At 65.7% G+C, this 15,496-nt stretch carries 18 protein-coding genes, 6 tRNA genes and 1 riboswitch; of the genes, 9 read left to right on the forward strand and 15 right to left on the reverse strand.

Going from position 1 to position 15,496, the window contains the following annotated elements:
* On the forward strand, positions 1-266 hold a 266-nt coding region (locus tag DAD99_RS00365; RefSeq protein WP_193339880.1), incomplete at its 5' end, for an IS30 family transposase.
* A gap of 126 nt (positions 267-392) precedes the next feature.
* Here the strand turns inward: DAD99_RS00365 and hisF are convergent.
* From hisF to DAD99_RS00435, 14 genes are all read right to left on the reverse strand, one after another.
* Positions 393-1,169 (reverse strand): imidazole glycerol phosphate synthase subunit HisF, encoded by a 777-nt coding sequence (gene hisF / locus DAD99_RS00370; RefSeq protein WP_185263318.1) that lies wholly within the window; start codon positions 1,167-1,169, stop codon positions 393-395.
* Between the two features lie 58 nt (positions 1,170-1,227).
* On the reverse strand, positions 1,228-2,088 hold the full coding sequence (hisG, locus tag DAD99_RS00375; RefSeq protein WP_104061999.1) for an ATP phosphoribosyltransferase: 861 nt from the start codon (positions 2,086-2,088) through the stop codon (positions 1,228-1,230).
* Between the two features lie 93 nt (positions 2,089-2,181).
* The gene (locus tag DAD99_RS00380) at positions 2,182-2,445 is read right to left on the reverse strand and encodes a phosphoribosyl-ATP diphosphatase (RefSeq protein WP_056345618.1); all 264 of its coding nucleotides are present in this window, start codon (positions 2,443-2,445) and stop codon (positions 2,182-2,184) included.
* A gap of 113 nt (positions 2,446-2,558) precedes the next feature.
* On the reverse strand, positions 2,559-3,044 hold the full coding sequence (gene ribH, locus DAD99_RS00385) for a 6,7-dimethyl-8-ribityllumazine synthase (protein WP_193339881.1): 486 nt from the start codon (positions 3,042-3,044) through the stop codon (positions 2,559-2,561).
* A gap of 17 nt (positions 3,045-3,061) precedes the next feature.
* Positions 3,062-3,793, reverse strand: a complete 732-nt coding sequence (ribA, locus tag DAD99_RS00390; RefSeq protein ID WP_193339957.1) for a GTP cyclohydrolase II — start codon at positions 3,791-3,793, stop codon at positions 3,062-3,064.
* Positions 3,794-3,803: 10 nt separating this feature from the next.
* Positions 3,804-4,520, reverse strand: coding sequence for a 3,4-dihydroxy-2-butanone-4-phosphate synthase (gene ribB / locus DAD99_RS00395; protein WP_193339882.1), 717 nt, complete (start codon positions 4,518-4,520; stop codon positions 3,804-3,806).
* The gene (locus tag DAD99_RS00400) at positions 4,517-5,152 is read right to left on the reverse strand and encodes a riboflavin synthase (protein WP_193339883.1); all 636 of its coding nucleotides are present in this window, start codon (positions 5,150-5,152) and stop codon (positions 4,517-4,519) included. Before DAD99_RS00400 ends, ribB begins: the two co-directional genes overlap by 4 nt.
* Positions 5,152-6,270: a bifunctional diaminohydroxyphosphoribosylaminopyrimidine deaminase/5-amino-6-(5-phosphoribosylamino)uracil reductase RibD gene (gene ribD / locus DAD99_RS00405; RefSeq protein ID WP_193339884.1), complete on the reverse strand. Its 1,119-nt coding sequence runs from the start codon at positions 6,268-6,270 to the stop codon at positions 5,152-5,154. Before ribD ends, DAD99_RS00400 begins: the two co-directional genes overlap by 1 nt.
* Positions 6,271-6,444: 174 nt before the next feature.
* A riboswitch (FMN riboswitch) is annotated at positions 6,445-6,598 on the reverse strand.
* 40 nt (positions 6,599-6,638) lie between these two features.
* Positions 6,639-7,319 (reverse strand): ribulose-phosphate 3-epimerase, encoded by a 681-nt coding sequence (gene rpe, locus DAD99_RS00410; protein ID WP_193339958.1) that lies wholly within the window; start codon positions 7,317-7,319, stop codon positions 6,639-6,641.
* 18 nt (positions 7,320-7,337) lie between these two features.
* Entirely contained in the window at positions 7,338-8,915 is a 1,578-nt protein-coding gene (locus DAD99_RS00415) for an RsmB/NOP family class I SAM-dependent RNA methyltransferase (RefSeq protein WP_193339885.1), read from the reverse strand.
* Positions 8,912-9,832 carry a methionyl-tRNA formyltransferase gene (gene fmt / locus DAD99_RS00420; RefSeq protein ID WP_193339886.1) on the reverse strand — a complete coding sequence of 307 codons (921 nt, stop codon included), beginning with the start codon at positions 9,830-9,832 and terminating at the stop codon, positions 8,912-8,914. Before fmt ends, DAD99_RS00415 begins: the two co-directional genes overlap by 4 nt.
* Complete coding sequence (gene def / locus DAD99_RS00425; protein WP_185263310.1) at positions 9,829-10,407, reverse strand: peptide deformylase; 579 nt, start codon at positions 10,405-10,407, stop codon at positions 9,829-9,831. Before def ends, fmt begins: the two co-directional genes overlap by 4 nt.
* 108 nt (positions 10,408-10,515) lie before the next feature.
* Complete coding sequence (locus DAD99_RS00430; RefSeq protein ID WP_185263309.1) at positions 10,516-11,376, reverse strand: cytochrome; 861 nt, start codon at positions 11,374-11,376, stop codon at positions 10,516-10,518.
* Positions 11,377-11,470: 94 nt separating this feature from the next.
* A tRNA-Val gene (locus DAD99_RS00435) sits at positions 11,471-11,542 on the reverse strand.
* 228 nt (positions 11,543-11,770) lie between these two features.
* Here DAD99_RS00435 and DAD99_RS00440 point away from each other — a divergent pair.
* The 6 genes from DAD99_RS00440 (at position 11,771) to DAD99_RS00465 (ending at position 12,733) form a co-directional block, all read left to right on the forward strand.
* Positions 11,771-11,843, forward strand: a tRNA-Gly gene (locus DAD99_RS00440).
* A 47-nt stretch (positions 11,844-11,890) separates the two neighbouring features.
* A tRNA-Cys gene (locus tag DAD99_RS00445) sits at positions 11,891-11,961 on the forward strand.
* Between the two features lie 39 nt (positions 11,962-12,000).
* Positions 12,001-12,075 (forward strand) — tRNA-Val (locus DAD99_RS00450).
* A 58-nt stretch (positions 12,076-12,133) separates the two neighbouring features.
* Positions 12,134-12,206, forward strand: a tRNA-Gly gene (locus DAD99_RS00455).
* Positions 12,207-12,250: 44 nt separating this feature from the next.
* A tRNA-Val gene (locus DAD99_RS00460) sits at positions 12,251-12,322 on the forward strand.
* Between the two features lie 153 nt (positions 12,323-12,475).
* On the forward strand, positions 12,476-12,733 hold the full coding sequence (locus DAD99_RS00465; RefSeq protein WP_193339887.1) for an antitoxin: 258 nt from the start codon (positions 12,476-12,478) through the stop codon (positions 12,731-12,733).
* A 113-nt stretch (positions 12,734-12,846) separates the two neighbouring features.
* On the opposite strand, the gene zapE is transcribed toward DAD99_RS00465, so the two are convergent.
* Positions 12,847-13,884: a cell division protein ZapE gene (gene zapE / locus DAD99_RS00470; RefSeq protein WP_185263717.1), complete on the reverse strand. Its 1,038-nt coding sequence runs from the start codon at positions 13,882-13,884 to the stop codon at positions 12,847-12,849.
* Positions 13,885-14,098: 214 nt separating this feature from the next.
* Here zapE and DAD99_RS00475 point away from each other — a divergent pair, with 214 nt between their 5' ends.
* Together DAD99_RS00475 and DAD99_RS00480 are read left to right on the forward strand one after the other, a co-directional pair.
* Complete coding sequence (locus DAD99_RS00475) at positions 14,099-15,010, forward strand: sulfurtransferase (RefSeq protein WP_193339888.1); 912 nt, start codon at positions 14,099-14,101, stop codon at positions 15,008-15,010.
* 10 nt (positions 15,011-15,020) lie between these two features.
* Positions 15,021-15,482 carry a SufE family protein gene (locus DAD99_RS00480; RefSeq protein WP_193339889.1) on the forward strand — a complete coding sequence of 154 codons (462 nt, stop codon included), beginning with the start codon at positions 15,021-15,023 and terminating at the stop codon, positions 15,480-15,482.
* Positions 15,483-15,496: the final 14 nt, after the last annotated feature.

Genomic DNA, 15,496 nt, shown 5'->3' on the forward strand with positions numbered 1-15,496 from the left:
GCACCGAACTCGCGCAGTACGCCAAAATCCAAACCGCACTCGAAACCACCCTCTACTTCTGTGACCCGCACTCGCCCTGGCAGCGCGGTACCAACGAGAACACCAACCGACTCCTACGGTTCTGGTTCGAGAAAGGCTCAGACCTCTCCGTCCACACCCCGGAGGACCTGCGCCAGGTCGCCGCCAAACTCAACCGCCGACCCCGGCCCACCCTGAACCTACAGACCCCAGCCAACCGGCTGAACCAGCTGCTAACCGCGGCATAACACCCGGCGTTGCTCCGACCAGTTGACTTTGCCAAGGGATTATGGGCGCTAAGTGACCCCGCGTTGTTGGGCCCACGCCTGCAGGGTTCCCTGTCCGAGCTTGCGAGGATAGGGAGCGGATGGGGACTAACGGACTTCGAAGCCCGCTTCGCGGATGGCCTGCTTGACCTGGGACATCATGTTGTCCGGTCCCCAGTGGAAGATCGACGCGGCCAGCACGGCATCCGCTCCTGCGGCAACGGCAGGCGGGAAATGCGCCGGTTCCCCGGCGCCGCCTGAGGCAATGATCGGCACTTTCACCGCTGCCCGGACCATGCGGATCAGTTCCAGGTCGAAGCCGTCCTTCGTGCCGTCGGCATCGATGGAGTTGAGCAGGATTTCGCCGATGCCGCGGTCGGCGGCCTCCCTGGCCCACTCGATGGCGTCGATCCCGGTACCCGTACGCCCACCGTGGGTGGTCACTTCAAACCCCGACGGCGTGGGCCGGGACCCCGGGCGGGTCCGGCGGGCGTCCACGGACAGGACCAGCACCTGCGAACCGAAGTGCCGGCTGATTTCGTTGATGACGTCCGGCCGGGCAACGGCGGCCGTGTTGATGGAGGCCTTGTCCGCGCCGAAACGCAGAAGCTTGTCCACCTCGGCGACGCCGCGGACACCGCCGCCCACGGTCAGGGGGATGAAGACTTCCTCGGCCGTGCGGCGGACCACATCGAAGGTGGTTTCGCGGTTCCCGGAGGATGCCGTGACGTCCAGGAACGTCAGTTCGTCGGCGCCCGCATTGTCGTAGCGGTGGGCCAGCCCCACCGGGTCCCCCGCGTCGCGGAGCCCCTCGAAGTTGATGCCCTTCACAACGCGCCCGGCGTCGACATCGAGGCAGGGGATGACTCGTACAGCTACAGCCATGGGGACTCCTGGACTTCTCGGGTGGATTCTGCGGCGCGGCGTGAACCGGGAGGAACGCTCAGATACGGCAGGCGTGGATGCTGCTGACCAGGATGGCGCGGGCGCCGAGGTCGTAGAGCTCATCCATGATCCGGTTGGTTTCCTTCTTCGGAACCATGGACCGGACAGCCACCCAGTCAGAATCGCGCAGCGGCGAGACGGTGGGCGATTCCAGGCCGGGAGTCAGCGCGGCGGCCTGTTCCACGAGTTCCTTGCGGATATCGTAGTCCATCAGCACGTACTGGCGCGCCACGAGGACGCCCTGCAGGCGGCGGATCAGGACTTCAATCTCCTTGACGGTGCCGTTCGCGGCGCCGCCATCGCCGGTGCGGCGGATCAGGACAGCTTCTGACTTGAGGATGGGCTCGCCGAAGATTTCCATCCCGGCGGCCTTGAGGGTGTTGCCCGTTTCCACGACGTCTGCGATAGCGTCCGCTACACCGAGGCGCACGGAAGACTCCACGGCGCCGTCAAGCCGGACTACCTTGGCGTTGATGCCCCGCTCGGCGAGGTAGCCGCGGAGCAGCCCGTCGTAGCTGGTGGCGAGGCGCTTGCCTTCCAGCTCTTCCGCGGCGGCGAAGTCGCCTACGGGTCCCGCGAAGCGGAAAGTGGACGCAGCGAAGCCCAGGGGCAGCAGCTCCTCGGCCTCCACCTCGGCGTCCAGCAGCAGGTCGCGGCCGGTGATGCCGACGTCGAGGGTTCCGCGTCCGACGTACACGGCGATGTCGCGCGGGCGGAGGAAGAAGAACTCGATATCGTTGTCCGGGTCCATCATGACCAGCTCGCGGGTGTCGCGGCGCTGGCGGTAGCCCGCTTCGGACAGCATGGCGGAGGCGGCTTCGGACAGGGAGCCCTTGTTGGGTACGGCTACTCGCAGCATGGGGGTCTTTCTTGGTTGGGAGGTCTATGGATCAGGCAAACGAGCCACGCAGGGCACGGGCAGGCAGGTGTTGGCCGCCGGGTGCCGCAGTGGCTACAGATGCTTGTAGACGTCTTCCAGGGTCAGTCCTTTAGCGAGCATCAGAACCTGCAGGTGGTAGAGCAGCTGGGAGATTTCCTCGGCCGTGGCCTCGTCGGATTCGTACTCAGCGGCCATCCAGACTTCGGCTGCTTCCTCCACGACTTTCTTGCCAATGCCGTGGACTCCGGACTCCAATTCAGCGACGGTGCGGGAGCCTGCCGGGCGGGTGGCTGCCTTCTCACTCAGTTCAGCGAACAGCGTCTCGAAATTCTTCACGCCCTACAGCCTACTTGCTGCCGGCCCGGGGGCGCCTTTCGGGCCGCAGCATGACGGGCGCAATGTGAGCGAACACACACCGCACCCGTCCGCTTGCTGCCAACAACCGGCTGCTACTTGTACTGCTCGAGGAGCACTGCGGTGGCCAGGGCTGCCGTCACTGCCTCGTGGCCCTTGTCCTCGCTGGAGCCGGGCAGGCCGGCACGGTCCAGTCCCTGCTGCTCCGTATCGCAGGTCAGCACGCCGAAGCCCACCGGCACGCCGGTGGAGACACTGACATCGGTCAGTCCCGACGTCGCCGCCTGGCAGACGTATTCAAAGTGCGGCGTACCGCCACGGATCACGACGCCGAGGGCCACCACTGCGTCAAAGTGCGGTGCCAGCCGCGCGGCAGCGACGGGAAGCTCGAAGGCACCGGGAACGCGCAGTACCGTGGGTTCGCTGATGCCTGCATCTTTGGCGGCGCGCAGGGCACCGCCCAGCAGTCCGTCCATGATCTGGGTGTGCCAGCTGGCTGCCACAATGGCCAACCGCAGCTTCGATGTTTCCGCAGGGTTGAGGGTGGTGAGGTCAATATCTGGTGCGCCGTGTCCGCTCATGCGTAAATCTGGTCCGTTCAGTTTTGGTCGTGGTCGAAATCGTCAGCGGCGCCGCTCGGCACCGTGACAATATGTGTGTCCAACGTCAGCCGGTGCTCCATGCGGTCCTTTTTGGTCTGCAGGTAGCGGATGTTCTGGTCGCGGGACGGCACCTCGGTGGGCACCATTTCCACCACCTTCACGCCGGCTTTGGCGAGCCTGTTCTTTTTGTCCGGGTTGTTGCTCAGAAGCCGGATCTCGTGGAGGCCCATCTCGGCCAGGATCTGGGCGGCGGCCTTGTAGCAGCGGGCGTCCACCGGCAGTCCCAGCTGTTCGTTGGCCTCCACGGTGTCAAAGCCCGCTTCCTGGAGGGCGTAGGCCTTGATTTTGTTGGCCAGGCCGATCCCCCTGCCTTCCTGCCCGCGCAGGTACAGCAGGGTGCCGCCGAACTCGTTGATCAGCTCCAGGGCATAGGCCAGCTGTTCGCCGCAGTCACAACGGTAGGAGCCGAAGACATCGCCGGTCAGGCACTCGGAATGCAACCTGACCAGCGGAGCAATGCCATCCTTGGGCGGGTTGGGCGAGCTCACCGCCAGGTGCTCGGCGCCCGTGACCAGGTCTGTCCACGCTTGGGTAATGAAATCGCCAAAGGCCGTGGGCAGCTGCACAATCGGACCGCCGCTCACGGGGTGGTGGGCCCGGCCATTGCCGGCCGCCCCCTGATGGTGGCCGTTCTGGTGGCTGTCGTCCGAAACTCCGGAAGCCGTCATCATTACTCCTCTACTCCGCCCGGGCGTCCGGCCCGGTGTCACTGTCGGCGGAATACCCGACCCCTGATTCAAGGTAAGCCACCAGATCCTCAATCGAGATCAGGGGGCACCCATGTTCAGCGGCGAATCCGCGCAGCCCGTCGAGCCGCATCATCTCACCGTCGTCGTACACAACCTCGGCGATCACGCCCACGGGCTCCAATCCGGCGAGCCGGCAGAGGTCCACGGCCGCTTCGGTATGGCCGGGGCGTTCCCGCACTCCTCCGTCAACTGCCCGGAGCGGAAAAATATGCCCGGGCCGGGTCACGGCCGACGGTCCGGCGCCGGGGTCTGAGAGGACGCGGGCCGTGAGGGCCCGGTCCGTGGCGGAGATTCCGGTGCTGACACCCACCGCCGCGTCGCAGGAAACGGTGTACGCGGTGCCCTTCGCATCCTGGTTCACGGCCACCATTGGCGGCAGTGCCAGGGCGTCGGCGCGCTCCCCGGTCAGGGGGATGCAGATGACGCCGGAGCTGTAGCGGATGGTCCATCCCATGAGGGCGGGGGTCGCATGCTGTGCGGCGAAGATGATGTCCCCTTCGTTTTCGCGGTCCTCGTTGTCCACCACCAGCACGGGCCGGCCGGCGGCCATGGCGCGGATGGCATCTTCCACGGGATCAAGTCCAAAGGTTGCGCTCGGCACCGGGCCGGCGTCCACGGCCGGTTCCAGCCGGACGGTGGCGTTCATCGTTCGCCCCCGGTGGTTGCGCCGGTGCTGAATGCCAGCAACCGTTCGGTGTATTTGGCCAGCACGTCGACTTCAAGGTTGACCCTGCTGCCGGTGTTCTTGGCCCCCAGGCCGGTCTCCGCCAGCGTGGTGGGGATCAGCCCCACTTCGAACCAGGGCTCCGGCTCCACGGCCGGGCTGACGGCCGTGACGGTGAGCGAGACGCCGTCGATCGCGATGGAGCCCTTTTCCGCGATATAGCGGGCGAGGTTGGCCGGCACACTGAAGCGGAGGCGCTCCCAGTTGCCGAGCGGCTCGCGCTCCAGCAGCTGCCCGACGCCGTCGACGTGGCCCTGGACGACGTGGCCGTCCAGCCGGCCGCCGGCGGGGACACAACGCTCAAGGTTCACCGGGTCACCGGCGGCAAGTTCGCCGATGGTGCTGCGGACGAGGGTTTCGCCCATCACGTCAACACTGAATTCTTTGCCGTCGATTGCGGTGGCCGTCAGGCAGACTCCGTTGACAGCGATGGAGCCGCCCAGTCCGAGACCTTCGGTGGTGCCGGGCGCGCGAAGGCGGAGCGTTGCGCTGGCATCGCCGTCGCGTTCCACGGACAGGACCTGTCCCTGCTCGGCAATAATTCCGGTAAACATCAGTAGCCTCCCATGGCTGGTTCCGCGGCAGTGCGGGATAGTTGTGGTTCAAAAGCTTCGGTTGGTTCTGGTCGGAGGTGCAGTCTCAGGTCCCGGCCCAGGGCCAGGACGGAGCCGCCGTCGGAGGCGTCCCAGTCCCAGTGCCGGGCATCCGCGAGGGTGGTGATTCCGAGTCCGTTGAGGGCGGGAGTTCCGGAGCCCAGCAGGGTGGGGGCAACGTAGACAATGAGTTCGTCCACAAGTCCGGCAGCCAGGAATGAACTGAGGATGCGTGAGCCGCCTTCCACCATGACGTGGCGGACTCCCTCTGCGTAGAGGAGCGAGAGCGCCTCCCGGGGATCCCGCGTGGCGAGGTGGAGCACGTTACCGTCATCACCGCGGACGGCGGCGTCGGCCGGAATGTCGCGCAGGCCCATCACGGCACGCAGCGGCTGCTTGCCCGATGTCGCTCCGGACTCGTCCCGGGCTGACAGCCGGGGGTTGTCCACCAGAACGGTCTGGGTCCCCACGAGGATGGCGTCAATCCGCCGCCTGAGCCCGTGGTTGTCAGCGAGCGACTCCGGCGAGGAGATCCACTGGCTCGTGCCGTCCTCGGCGGCGATCCGGCTGTCCAGTGTCTGGGCGATGTGCAGCGTCACAAACGGCCGTTGTGCGGCCACGCCCAGGAACCACTGACGGTTCAACTCGAACGACTCGCCGGCAGCGAGTCCGCTGCGGACCTGCACCCCGGCGTTCCGGAGGGTAGCCGCGCCGCCCGCCGCAGGGTCATGCGGGTCGTCGACGGCGTAGACCACTTCCGCGATTCCGGCACGGATGATCGCCTGGGTGCAGGGCCCCGTGCGGCCGCTGTGGTCGCAGGGTTCCAGCGTAATCACCATTGTGCAGCCGCTCAGGTCCAGCCCGGCGGCCTCAGCCTGTGTGATGGCGTCCGCTTCCGCGTGAGGTGTGCCGGCGCCGCGGTGGTAGCCCGTCACCAGCTGGCGGCCGGCACCATCGATGACGACGGCGCCCACCAGCGGATTCGCCCCGCGCGGACCCTGCAGGGCTGCTTCGAGCGCTGCGTCCATGGCGGCGGTTTCGGCGGCGCTGAACGCCATGACGTTTTCGATCCGGGTCATGGGGCAGCCACCGGTTCGGCGGCTTCGGTTTCCGGACCATGGGAAATCCTGGCTTCAAAGAGCCATCGCAAGGGGTTCATGTGTGTTGTCGTTCCTTCCCTCTAGAACCGCGATGGCTCCGGGGGTATACGACAGCAGAAGACCGCAGCGCCAAAGGGCGCCGCAGATACAGCTGTACGTGCTTCTCTCATCCAGACTTTAACTGTCGGTACCGGAATTTCACCAGTTCAACCGTCCGCCGGTTCCTTCCCTGAAGGGGAAAGCGCCGGCTCGCGGGTCGCGGACTATCACCGCCGGTTCGGACTTACACCGACCCCGGAGCACGTATTGTGTGTTGCTATTGTGCCACAACCACAAGGTGGCCCAGACTATTCCGCGGACGCAGCACGTAATTTTAAGCTGCCGGCTTCGCGGAGCCGTCCGATGGCTGCGGCCGGGTCCGCCGCGCCGTAAACAGCCGATCCCGCTACAAAGACGTTCGCGCCTGCTTCGGCCGCCCGCAGAATGGTTTCCTCGGTAATGCCGCCGTCCACCTGGATGGCGACATTGATTTCGGAGCCGTCAATGGCTGCCCGGGCCCTGCGGATCTTGGGCAGGGTGAAGTCCAGGAACGCCTGGCCGCCGAACCCCGGCTCCACGGTCATGATCAGGAGCATGTCCAGTTCCTCGAGCATGTCAAGGTAGGGTTCCACGGCCGTGGCAGGGCGCAGTGCCATGCCGGCTTTGGAGCCGCGGGCCCTCAGTTCGCGGGCCAGTTTGACCGGTGCAATGGAGGCCTCAGCGTGGAAGGTCACGGAGGCCAGCCCGGCGTCGGCGAACCCCGGCGCCCAGCGGTCGGCGTCGGAGATCATCAGGTGGGCGTCCAGCGGGACGGGGCTGACCGCCTGGATCCGTTGGACCACGGGCAGGCCCAAGGTGAGGTTGGGGACGAAGTGGTTGTCCATAACATCCACGTGCACGGCGTCAGCGTTGCTGATGCGCTGCAGTTCAGCTTCGAGGTTGACGAAGTCGGCGGACAGGATGCTGGGGTTGATGCAGCATTGCGGCATGGGGGAATTTTTCACGGGTCAGCCTTTCTTCCGGATGAGGGCCAGGAACATGGCATCGGTGCTGTGGATGTGCGGCCAGAGTTGCGCGGTGTGTTCATGCCCGGCGTCCAGGTGGCCGGTCAGGCTGACGCCGTCCAGCACAGCGCCGGCGTCGATCAGTTCGACGTCGTCGCGCTTGCGCAGCACATCGCTGACGACGGCGGTGGTCTCTGCGGGGTGCGGTGAGCACGTCACGTAGGCCACAACGCCGCCGGGCTTGACAGCAGCAAGCGCGGACTTGAGCAGTTCGCGCTGCAGCGGTCCGAGGTCCGTCAGGTCCTTGGGGGTGCGCCGCCAGCGCGACTCTGGGCGGCGGCGCAGGGCGCCGAGCCCGGTGCAGGGCGCGTCGACGAGGACACGGTCAAAGCTCTCCGCCATCTCCGTGCCGACCTCGCGGCCGTCGCCGGTGCGCACATGCCAGATCTCGTGCGGAACCGCGGCCAAAGCCTGCCTGACCAGCTTGGCGCGGTGCGGTGCGGGCTCGTTAGCCAGCAGGGTCGCGCCCTGCTGGCGGGCGAGGGCGCCCAGCAGCGCGGCTTTGCCGCCGGGACCGGCGCAGAGATCGAGCCAGCGTTCGCCTGCCCCGTCGCTGCCGGTACCAAGGTCGACGGCGGCCATTGCGCGGGCCACCAGCTGGGAGCCGACATCCTGGACGCGCGTGCTGCCCTCCCGAATGGAGGCGAGCCGGCCCAGGTCTCCGCCGCTGGAGAGCGCCGAGCCTTCAACAAGTTCACCCAGCGTGGCTCCGCCTTCCAGGGCTTCATCCAGGCTGCCCAGGCCTGGCAGGGCAACGAGGTTGACCACCGGAGCTTCGTTATCGGCTTCCAGCAGGTCGTTGATTTCGGTCGCTGACCGCCCGTGGGCCACCAAGGACTGGCGCATCGCCCGGACAATCCATTCGGGGTGGGCGTAGCGAAGGGACGCGATGGTGGTTTCGTCGCTTTCACCGGCGACGAGGACCTCCAGCCATTCCTCCAGCGTGTGCGCCGTGACCTTCCGCAGCACCGCATTGATCAGGGCGGAGGGTCCGGCGCCGATAACGGCGCGGGCCAGACCAACGGTCTGATCCAGGGCGGCGTGCGCCGGGACGCGCATGGCCAGCAGCTGATGGGTGCCGATCCGCAGGGCGTCGAGAATGGCCGGGTCAAGCTGGTCCAGCGGCCGGTCAACGCAGCGGGCCAGGATGGCATCGTAGGTGCCCTGGCCACGCAAGGCCCCGTAGCTGAGCTCGGTGGCGAAGCCGGCGTCGCGCTTGTCCAGACCGTGATGGCGGATGCGGGATGGGAGCACCAGGTTGGCATAGGCGTCCTCGGCGGCTACCGCGCGAAGGACTTCAAAAGCCACCAGCCTCGCCGGGTCCGCCCGGCGGGTCCGCTGCGCCGGGGCGTTTTCGGTGAAGCTCCGCTGGGAGGGGCGGTTACGTTCGCGGCCCTGGGCGTTGCGCTGGCTGGAGTCCCGTGGCCCGCCCTTGCCCCGCCCGCTGTTGCCTCGTCCGCCGCCTGGCGCGCCGCTTCCGCTGCCGCCCCTGCCGCCTGCATTACCGCCGGATTCGCTCATTCGAAGACCACGCTTTCCAGTGTTGCCATGCCACGCGCCCAATCGGCGGCGGCCATCATCTTTTTGCCCGAAGGCTGGATCCTCGTAAGCTCCACGGCATGGGATCCGGTGGCCACCAGGACGCTCTTCCCGTCGAGGAATACCGCGCCGGGCTGCAGGTCAATGTCACCGGGCCGGAGCCGGACGGGTTCGAGTTTGACGCGCTGTCCGTCCAAGGTGGTCCAGGCACCCGGCTCGGGCGTTACGCCGCGGGCGCGCCTGCCGATCGCCAGGGCGGGCTGCTTCCAGTCGAGCCGGCCGTCATCGATGGTCAGTTTGGGGGCCAGCGAAACGTCGCCGACCTGCGGCTGCGCAGCTGCCCTCCCGGCCTCGACGGCGGACAGCGTCTGGGCGAGGAGCACAGCCCCGCTGTGGGACAGCCGCTCCAGCAGTGCTCCGGCGGTGTCTTGCGGGCCAACGCCCTCGGTCAGCGTTCCTAAGACCGGGCCGGTGTCCAAACCTTCTTCCAACAGGAAGGTGACAGCACCGGTGACGTCGTCTCCGGCCATCACTGCCCGCTGCACGGGGGCAGCGCCACGCCACGCGGGAAGCAAGGAAAAGTGCAGGTTGATCCAACCGTGCGGGGGAACATCCAGGGCGGCGCGCGGAATCAGGCCGCCGTAGGCCACGATGGCAGCAACGTCCGGTTTGGCCGCTTCGATCTTCGCCGTTACGGCCTCGTCCACGCGGGTGGCGTGGATGATGTCGATTCCCAGCTCGACAGCGCGGGCTGCAACGGGCGACGGCGTAAGCACCCGTTTGCGCCCTGTCGGCGCGTCGGGACGGGTCAGGACCGCAACGATGTCAAAGCCGGCCGCAATCAGGGCCTCGAGGGAGGGGACCGCCACGGCGGGGGTGCCGGCAAAGAGTACCCTCATGTGGTGGTGCCGCCGCCGAAGCTGGCGCCCCCGAAACTGGACCCGACCGTCTTGGCGCGCTTCGTCGTCGTGCGTTCCGTGATGGCGTCATAGTTTGCATTGCGGATGGAGCGCAGCGCCGTCTTCCGGTCCACGCCTTCCAGCCTGTCGGTGAACAGGATGCCGTCCAGGTGGTCCGTCTCGTGCTGGAAGCAACGGGCCAGCATGCCCTCCCCCTCCACAGCGACAGGATTCCCGTTAAGGTCGACGCCAGTGGCGCGGGTGGCGCGGAAACGCCGGACCGGGAACGCCAGGCCAGGAATCGACAGGCAACCTTCAACGTGGTCCGTCTGGAAGTCCTCGCTGTTTTCCAGGACAGGATTGATGATGTGGCCCTCCACGCCGTCGATCCGGTAGGTGAAGACCCTCTGGCTGACGCCAATCTGCGGGGCAGCGAGGCCGGCGCCGTCAACGTCCTCCATGGTTTCCGTCATGTCCGCAACCAGCTTGGCGAGCTCAGGACCGAATTCCGTCACGGGATCGGCCACTGTGCGGAGCACAGGATCACCAATGATGCGGATATTCAGAATGGCCATGTGCTGTCTTTCCTCACGGTGGGCGTTATTGGCGAACCTATCCAGTTTAGGTGCAGGGGCACCAGTCGCGGGACTGGGGACAGGCGGACTCCGGACACGCGTGCCCCGCTATGCGCTGCGGGCCTGCGCGGAGACGGGCGGAGCAACCGGAAGAAGCGCGGAACCGGCGGCGAGCGTATCGGCCGACAGCTCCCAGACCCGTCGCAGGGCGCAGAACTTCCACCAGTGGTGCTTGAGGACGTCGGGGTTGGCGCGGACCGGACGGACTTCCGTCTCGCCGATGGCCACAGCCAGCAGCAGCGGGTTCTCGCCGTACTTCCAGGGCTCCCATTCCCCGGCCACGGCATCCACCAGGCTTTCTTCGGCCTTCATGCCCGCCACCAGTTGCATGACCACTTTGTCGTCCAGCGGCTTGACGGTGCCGTCCCTCGTGGTGCCCTTGGTCTTGTAGTCAATGACGCAGATCCGGCCGTTGATTTTGGCCACGAGGTCCAGTGTCCCCGCGTAGCCCACTGACTTGTTCCAGACGGTGATCTCCGGGGCGATGGGCTCCACCCCGTAGAGCTCCCACCATTCATCGAACCGCAGGGCAAAGCCTTCCTCACCGTTGGCTGCCAGGGCCTCGCGCGTTTCCCTCATGGTGTGGGGCCGGCCCAGGGCACGGAGCGCAACCTGCTCGCAGTAGTTATGGACGCGGTCACCGCGCTTGGCTGCTTCGTCGCGGTATTTTTCCGCTGCCTTGGAGGCCCGGTTGACGGCCTGCCGGATTTTCGCCGGACTGCCCAGGCAATCGGCCAGCAGCGGATCCTTCGCCAGGCTGCTGGCCCCCATGTAACCGAACCAGCCGTCCAGGCCGTGCGGCTGCTGGCCGATGACGGTGGTAATGGACGGAACGGAAAACTGCTCGGAGGTGGACCGCGCATACATCCGGCCGTATTCCGTGGCGTGGGCAAGGAGTGGATCAGTCATACAAAGACTCTTTCACAGGGGGCTGACAGAATGGCGGACACACAAAAAAGGTCCGTTTCCGCTCGGCTGAGCGGAAACGGACCGGATTCCTCGGTGGGCGATACTGGGTTCGAACCAGTGACCTCTTCGGTGTGAACGAAGCGCGCTACCACTGCGCCAATCGCCCCGATGCCTTTGAATGCTAGCCGACCCGGCGGGGTTTATGGAAATCGAGCCGGGACCAGCCTCGAATTACACGCCTGTAATTAGAAAAATCCCCTAGATTGCAGGGATCCAGGGGCATTTCCGCCGTTGCGGCACGTTCGATTTGGAGAATCAATGAACCTCCTATAGAGTTCTTACTCGTTGGAACGCGAGGAAATGCCCGAAACGGCGTGGATTCTGCGGCCAAAATGCGGACGTAGCTCAGCTGGTAGAGCACCACCTTGCCAAGGTGGATGTCGCGAGTTCGAATCTCGTCGTCCGCTCGCAGGACACTGTCACGGCAAAGGTTTTTCGAAATCGGAGCTTACACGGTGGGTTGGCCGAGAGGCGAGGCAGCGGCCTGCAAAGCCGTTCACACGGGTTCGAATCCCGTACCCACCTCGGTGAAAACCATGGATTCCGGTTCACGCCGGACGAAATGGGCGATTGGCGCAGCGGTAGCGCGCTTCCCTGACACGGAAGAGGTCACTGGTTCGATCCCAGTATCGCCCACCAAGCAAGGAAACTTGCTTCATGCAGTACGCTAGGCCACCGGCCAGGCTGTACTTCATACGCGGACGTAGCTCAGCTGGTAGAGCACCACCTTGCCAAGGTGGATGTCGCGAGTTCGAATCTCGTCGTCCGCTCTCTACCCCAGTAATAAATCCGAAATGGCCGGACTTCCGGTTCCGGGCGATTGGCGCAGCGGTAGCGCGCTTCCCTGACACGGAAGAGGTCACTGGTTCGATCCCAGTATCGCCCACACACAGCAGCTCCCCGTGAGCTGCTTTTTTGTTGCCCGAATAGGCCGGCCTCGACTTTACAACATTTGTCACAGCCCTTGGCACTCCCGGAAGACAGGGCTAGGATCGGTTGCGGAGGAGCGAACTGGCTCCGCGATTGAAGGGAGGTGCTCGTGGGACTGATTGACGATCTTAAGGGCAAGGCTCAGGGTCTCATCCACGGCAACGAGCAGGCCATCAAGGACGGCATCACGAAAGCCGGCGATTTCGTCGACTCAAAGACTGGCGGCAAGTACACCGGTCACGTGGACAAAGTCCAGGAGGGCGCTTCCAAATTCGTTGACGCAAATGACGGAACACCCGGCGATGCACCTGCCACCGAGCAGGCTCCGCCAGTCACCCCGGTTCCGCCGGTTGACAAGGCTCCGTAACAAGGATTTGGCCAGGGCATTGCCCTAGCACGTCAAGGGGGCGCGGGTCCCGCCGGGAGGCGGCACCCGCGCCTTTGGCGTTTAACTGGCGGCCCGGCTTCCGCGGCCGATGCCTAGGACGGCTCGTGGTTCTGGCCCTCGCGGGCCAGTGCGGTCAGGCGGGACACCGCACGGAAATACTTCTTGGTGTACCCGCCGTGCATCATCTCGTCCGTAAAGAGCTTGTCGAAGGGGACGCCGCTGGCCAGGATGGGCACATCCTTGTCGTACAGCCGGTCCGCCAACACGACGAACCGAAGCGCCACGGCCTGCTCGGTGATGGTCTCCACATTGCGCCACACGACGCCGTCGATGCCGTCGATGAGCTGCCGGTAACGGCTCGGATGGACACCGGCAAGGTGGCCGATCAGTGAACTGAATTCGTCCTCCGCCACGGTCTTGCCGTCGAACTCGGCCCTCATCTGCGCAGCGAGCTGGCTGTTCTTCAGCGGTGCCGGAGCGTCGGGCAGACCACGGTGGCGGAAGTCCTCGCCGTCGATCCTGATGACGTCGAACTGGTCCGCCAGAACCTGGATTTCACGGGCAAAGTCGACGGCGGCAAAGCGGCCGTCACCCAGCGAACCCGGCAGGGTGTTGGACGTCGCAGCCAGCTTGACGCCGGCGTCGGCCAGCTCACGCATCAAACGGGACATCAGCACTGTGTCGCCCGGATCATCCAGCTCGAATTCGTCAATGCACACCAGCTTGTAGTGGCTCAGGGCTTCAACAGTCTTGCGGAAGGACAGTGCCCCCACGAGGTTGGTGTATTCCACAAACGTGCCAAAGGCTTTGGGGCCCGGCGCGGCATGCCACAGCGAAGCCAGGAGGTGGGTTTTGCCGACGCCGAATCCGCCGTCGAGGTAGATCCCCGCCCTGGTTGCGACCTTCTTGGTGAAGAGCTTCTTGAACAGGCCGTCACCGTCACCGGCTCCAACTCCCCCGGCGAACGCTTCCAGGGCCTTGACCGCCGCCGTCTGGGACGGCTGGTTCGGGTCCGGCCGGTAGCTGGCAAAGGAGACCTGGCCAAACCGTGGGGACGGATAAAAGCCCTTGAGGAGCTCATCCACCGAAACCGCCGGAGTGCGGGCGGCAAGCTGTTCGATCTGTACCAAGGTGGTCCGTTCTGCTGGTGGGTTGTCCCCAGAAAGAATACCGGCAACAGCCCCGGCCTCCCCCGCCATGCCGCCGGCACAGGCCCGCGCGTGACGAAGGCCATATTTCCCACTGTTAACAAGGTGACGGACAGGGCGGCCGGCCATGGCTAGGGTGGGAGGCAGGTTTTCCTTCTTCAGCAGATCCGCCGTGTCTCAGTGAAAGGCCAACACCATGTCCTACGCAGTTGAACAAAACGAGAAGTTCGCCGCCTACGCCAACCCGGAGCGTCTGGTATCCACCGAGTGGCTTGCCGCCGCACTTGAGTCCGGCGCCCTTGCGGATGGAAAGCTTGTGGTGGTCGAGTCCGATGAGGACGTCCTCCTTTACGAGACCGGCCACATCCCCGGAGCCGTGAAAATCGATTGGCACACGGACCTTAACGATGAAGTGACGCGCGATTACGTGAACGGCGAAGCCTTCGCCGCCCTGGCCGCTGCCAAGGGCATCTCCCGCGACACCACGGTGGTCATCTACGGGGACAAGTCCAACTGGTGGGCGGCCTATGCCCTCTGGGTCTTCACCCTGTTCGGCCACGAGGACGTCCGGCTGCTCGACGGCGGCCGGGACAAGTGGATCGCCGAAGGCCGCGACCTGACCACGGACCGGACTGCCCCGGCCCCCGGCGACTACCCGCTGGTGGAGCGCAACGACGCCCCCATCCGCGCGTTCAAGGACGATGTGCTGGCACACTTCGGCAAGCCGCTGATCGACGTACGCTCCCCCGAGGAGTACACCGGCCAGCGGACCCACATGCCGGCCTACCCGGAAGAAGGTGCGCTCCGCGGCGGCCACATTCCCACGGCAGCATCCATTCCCTGGGCACGCGCCGCCGCACCGGACGGCACGTACCGCAGCCGGGAAGAGCTCGAAGCCCTTTACCTGGGCGAGGCCGGCCTGACCCCTGGCGATGACGTGGTGGCGTACTGCCGCATCGGCGAGCGTTCCAGCCACACCTGGTTCGCGCTCAAGTACTTGCTGGGTTTTGAAACTGTCCGGAACTACGACGGTTCCTGGACCGAGTGGGGCAACGCCGTCCGGGTTCCGATCGCGAAGGGCACCGAACGCGGCACGGTCCCGGCGTAAACTGGAACAGATGACTACACATGACCTACCCGCCGCATTGGCGGAAATCGTTGACGACTTCCAGGCCCTGACCGAACCTGACCGGCTTCAGTTGCTGCTGGAATTCTCGCGCGAACTGCCGGAGCTGCCGGACCGGCTGAAGGACCACCCCGAACTCCTGGAGCAGGTGGTGGAATGCCAGTCGCCGCTGTTCCTTGCTATTGAGACGGAAAAGAACGACGCCGGCCCGGCCGGCGCCGTCCGGCTCTATTTCAAGGCGCCACCGGAAGCCCCCACCACGCGGGGCTTCGCCGGTGTGCTCCATGAGGGACTTGACGGACTCAGCGCCGCCGAAATCCTGGGTGTGCCGGACGACATGCCGGAGCTGCTGGGCCTGACGCGGGCCATCACGCCACTGCGGATGCGCGGCATGACCGCCATGCTGGGACGGATCAAGCGCAAGGTCGCTGCTGGATCCCGGCCCGCGTCCTGATCCCCTGACAGGGA

The organism is Pseudarthrobacter sp. AB1 (genome assembly GCF_014926485.1).
GTDB lineage: Bacteria > Actinomycetota > Actinomycetes > Actinomycetales > Micrococcaceae > Arthrobacter.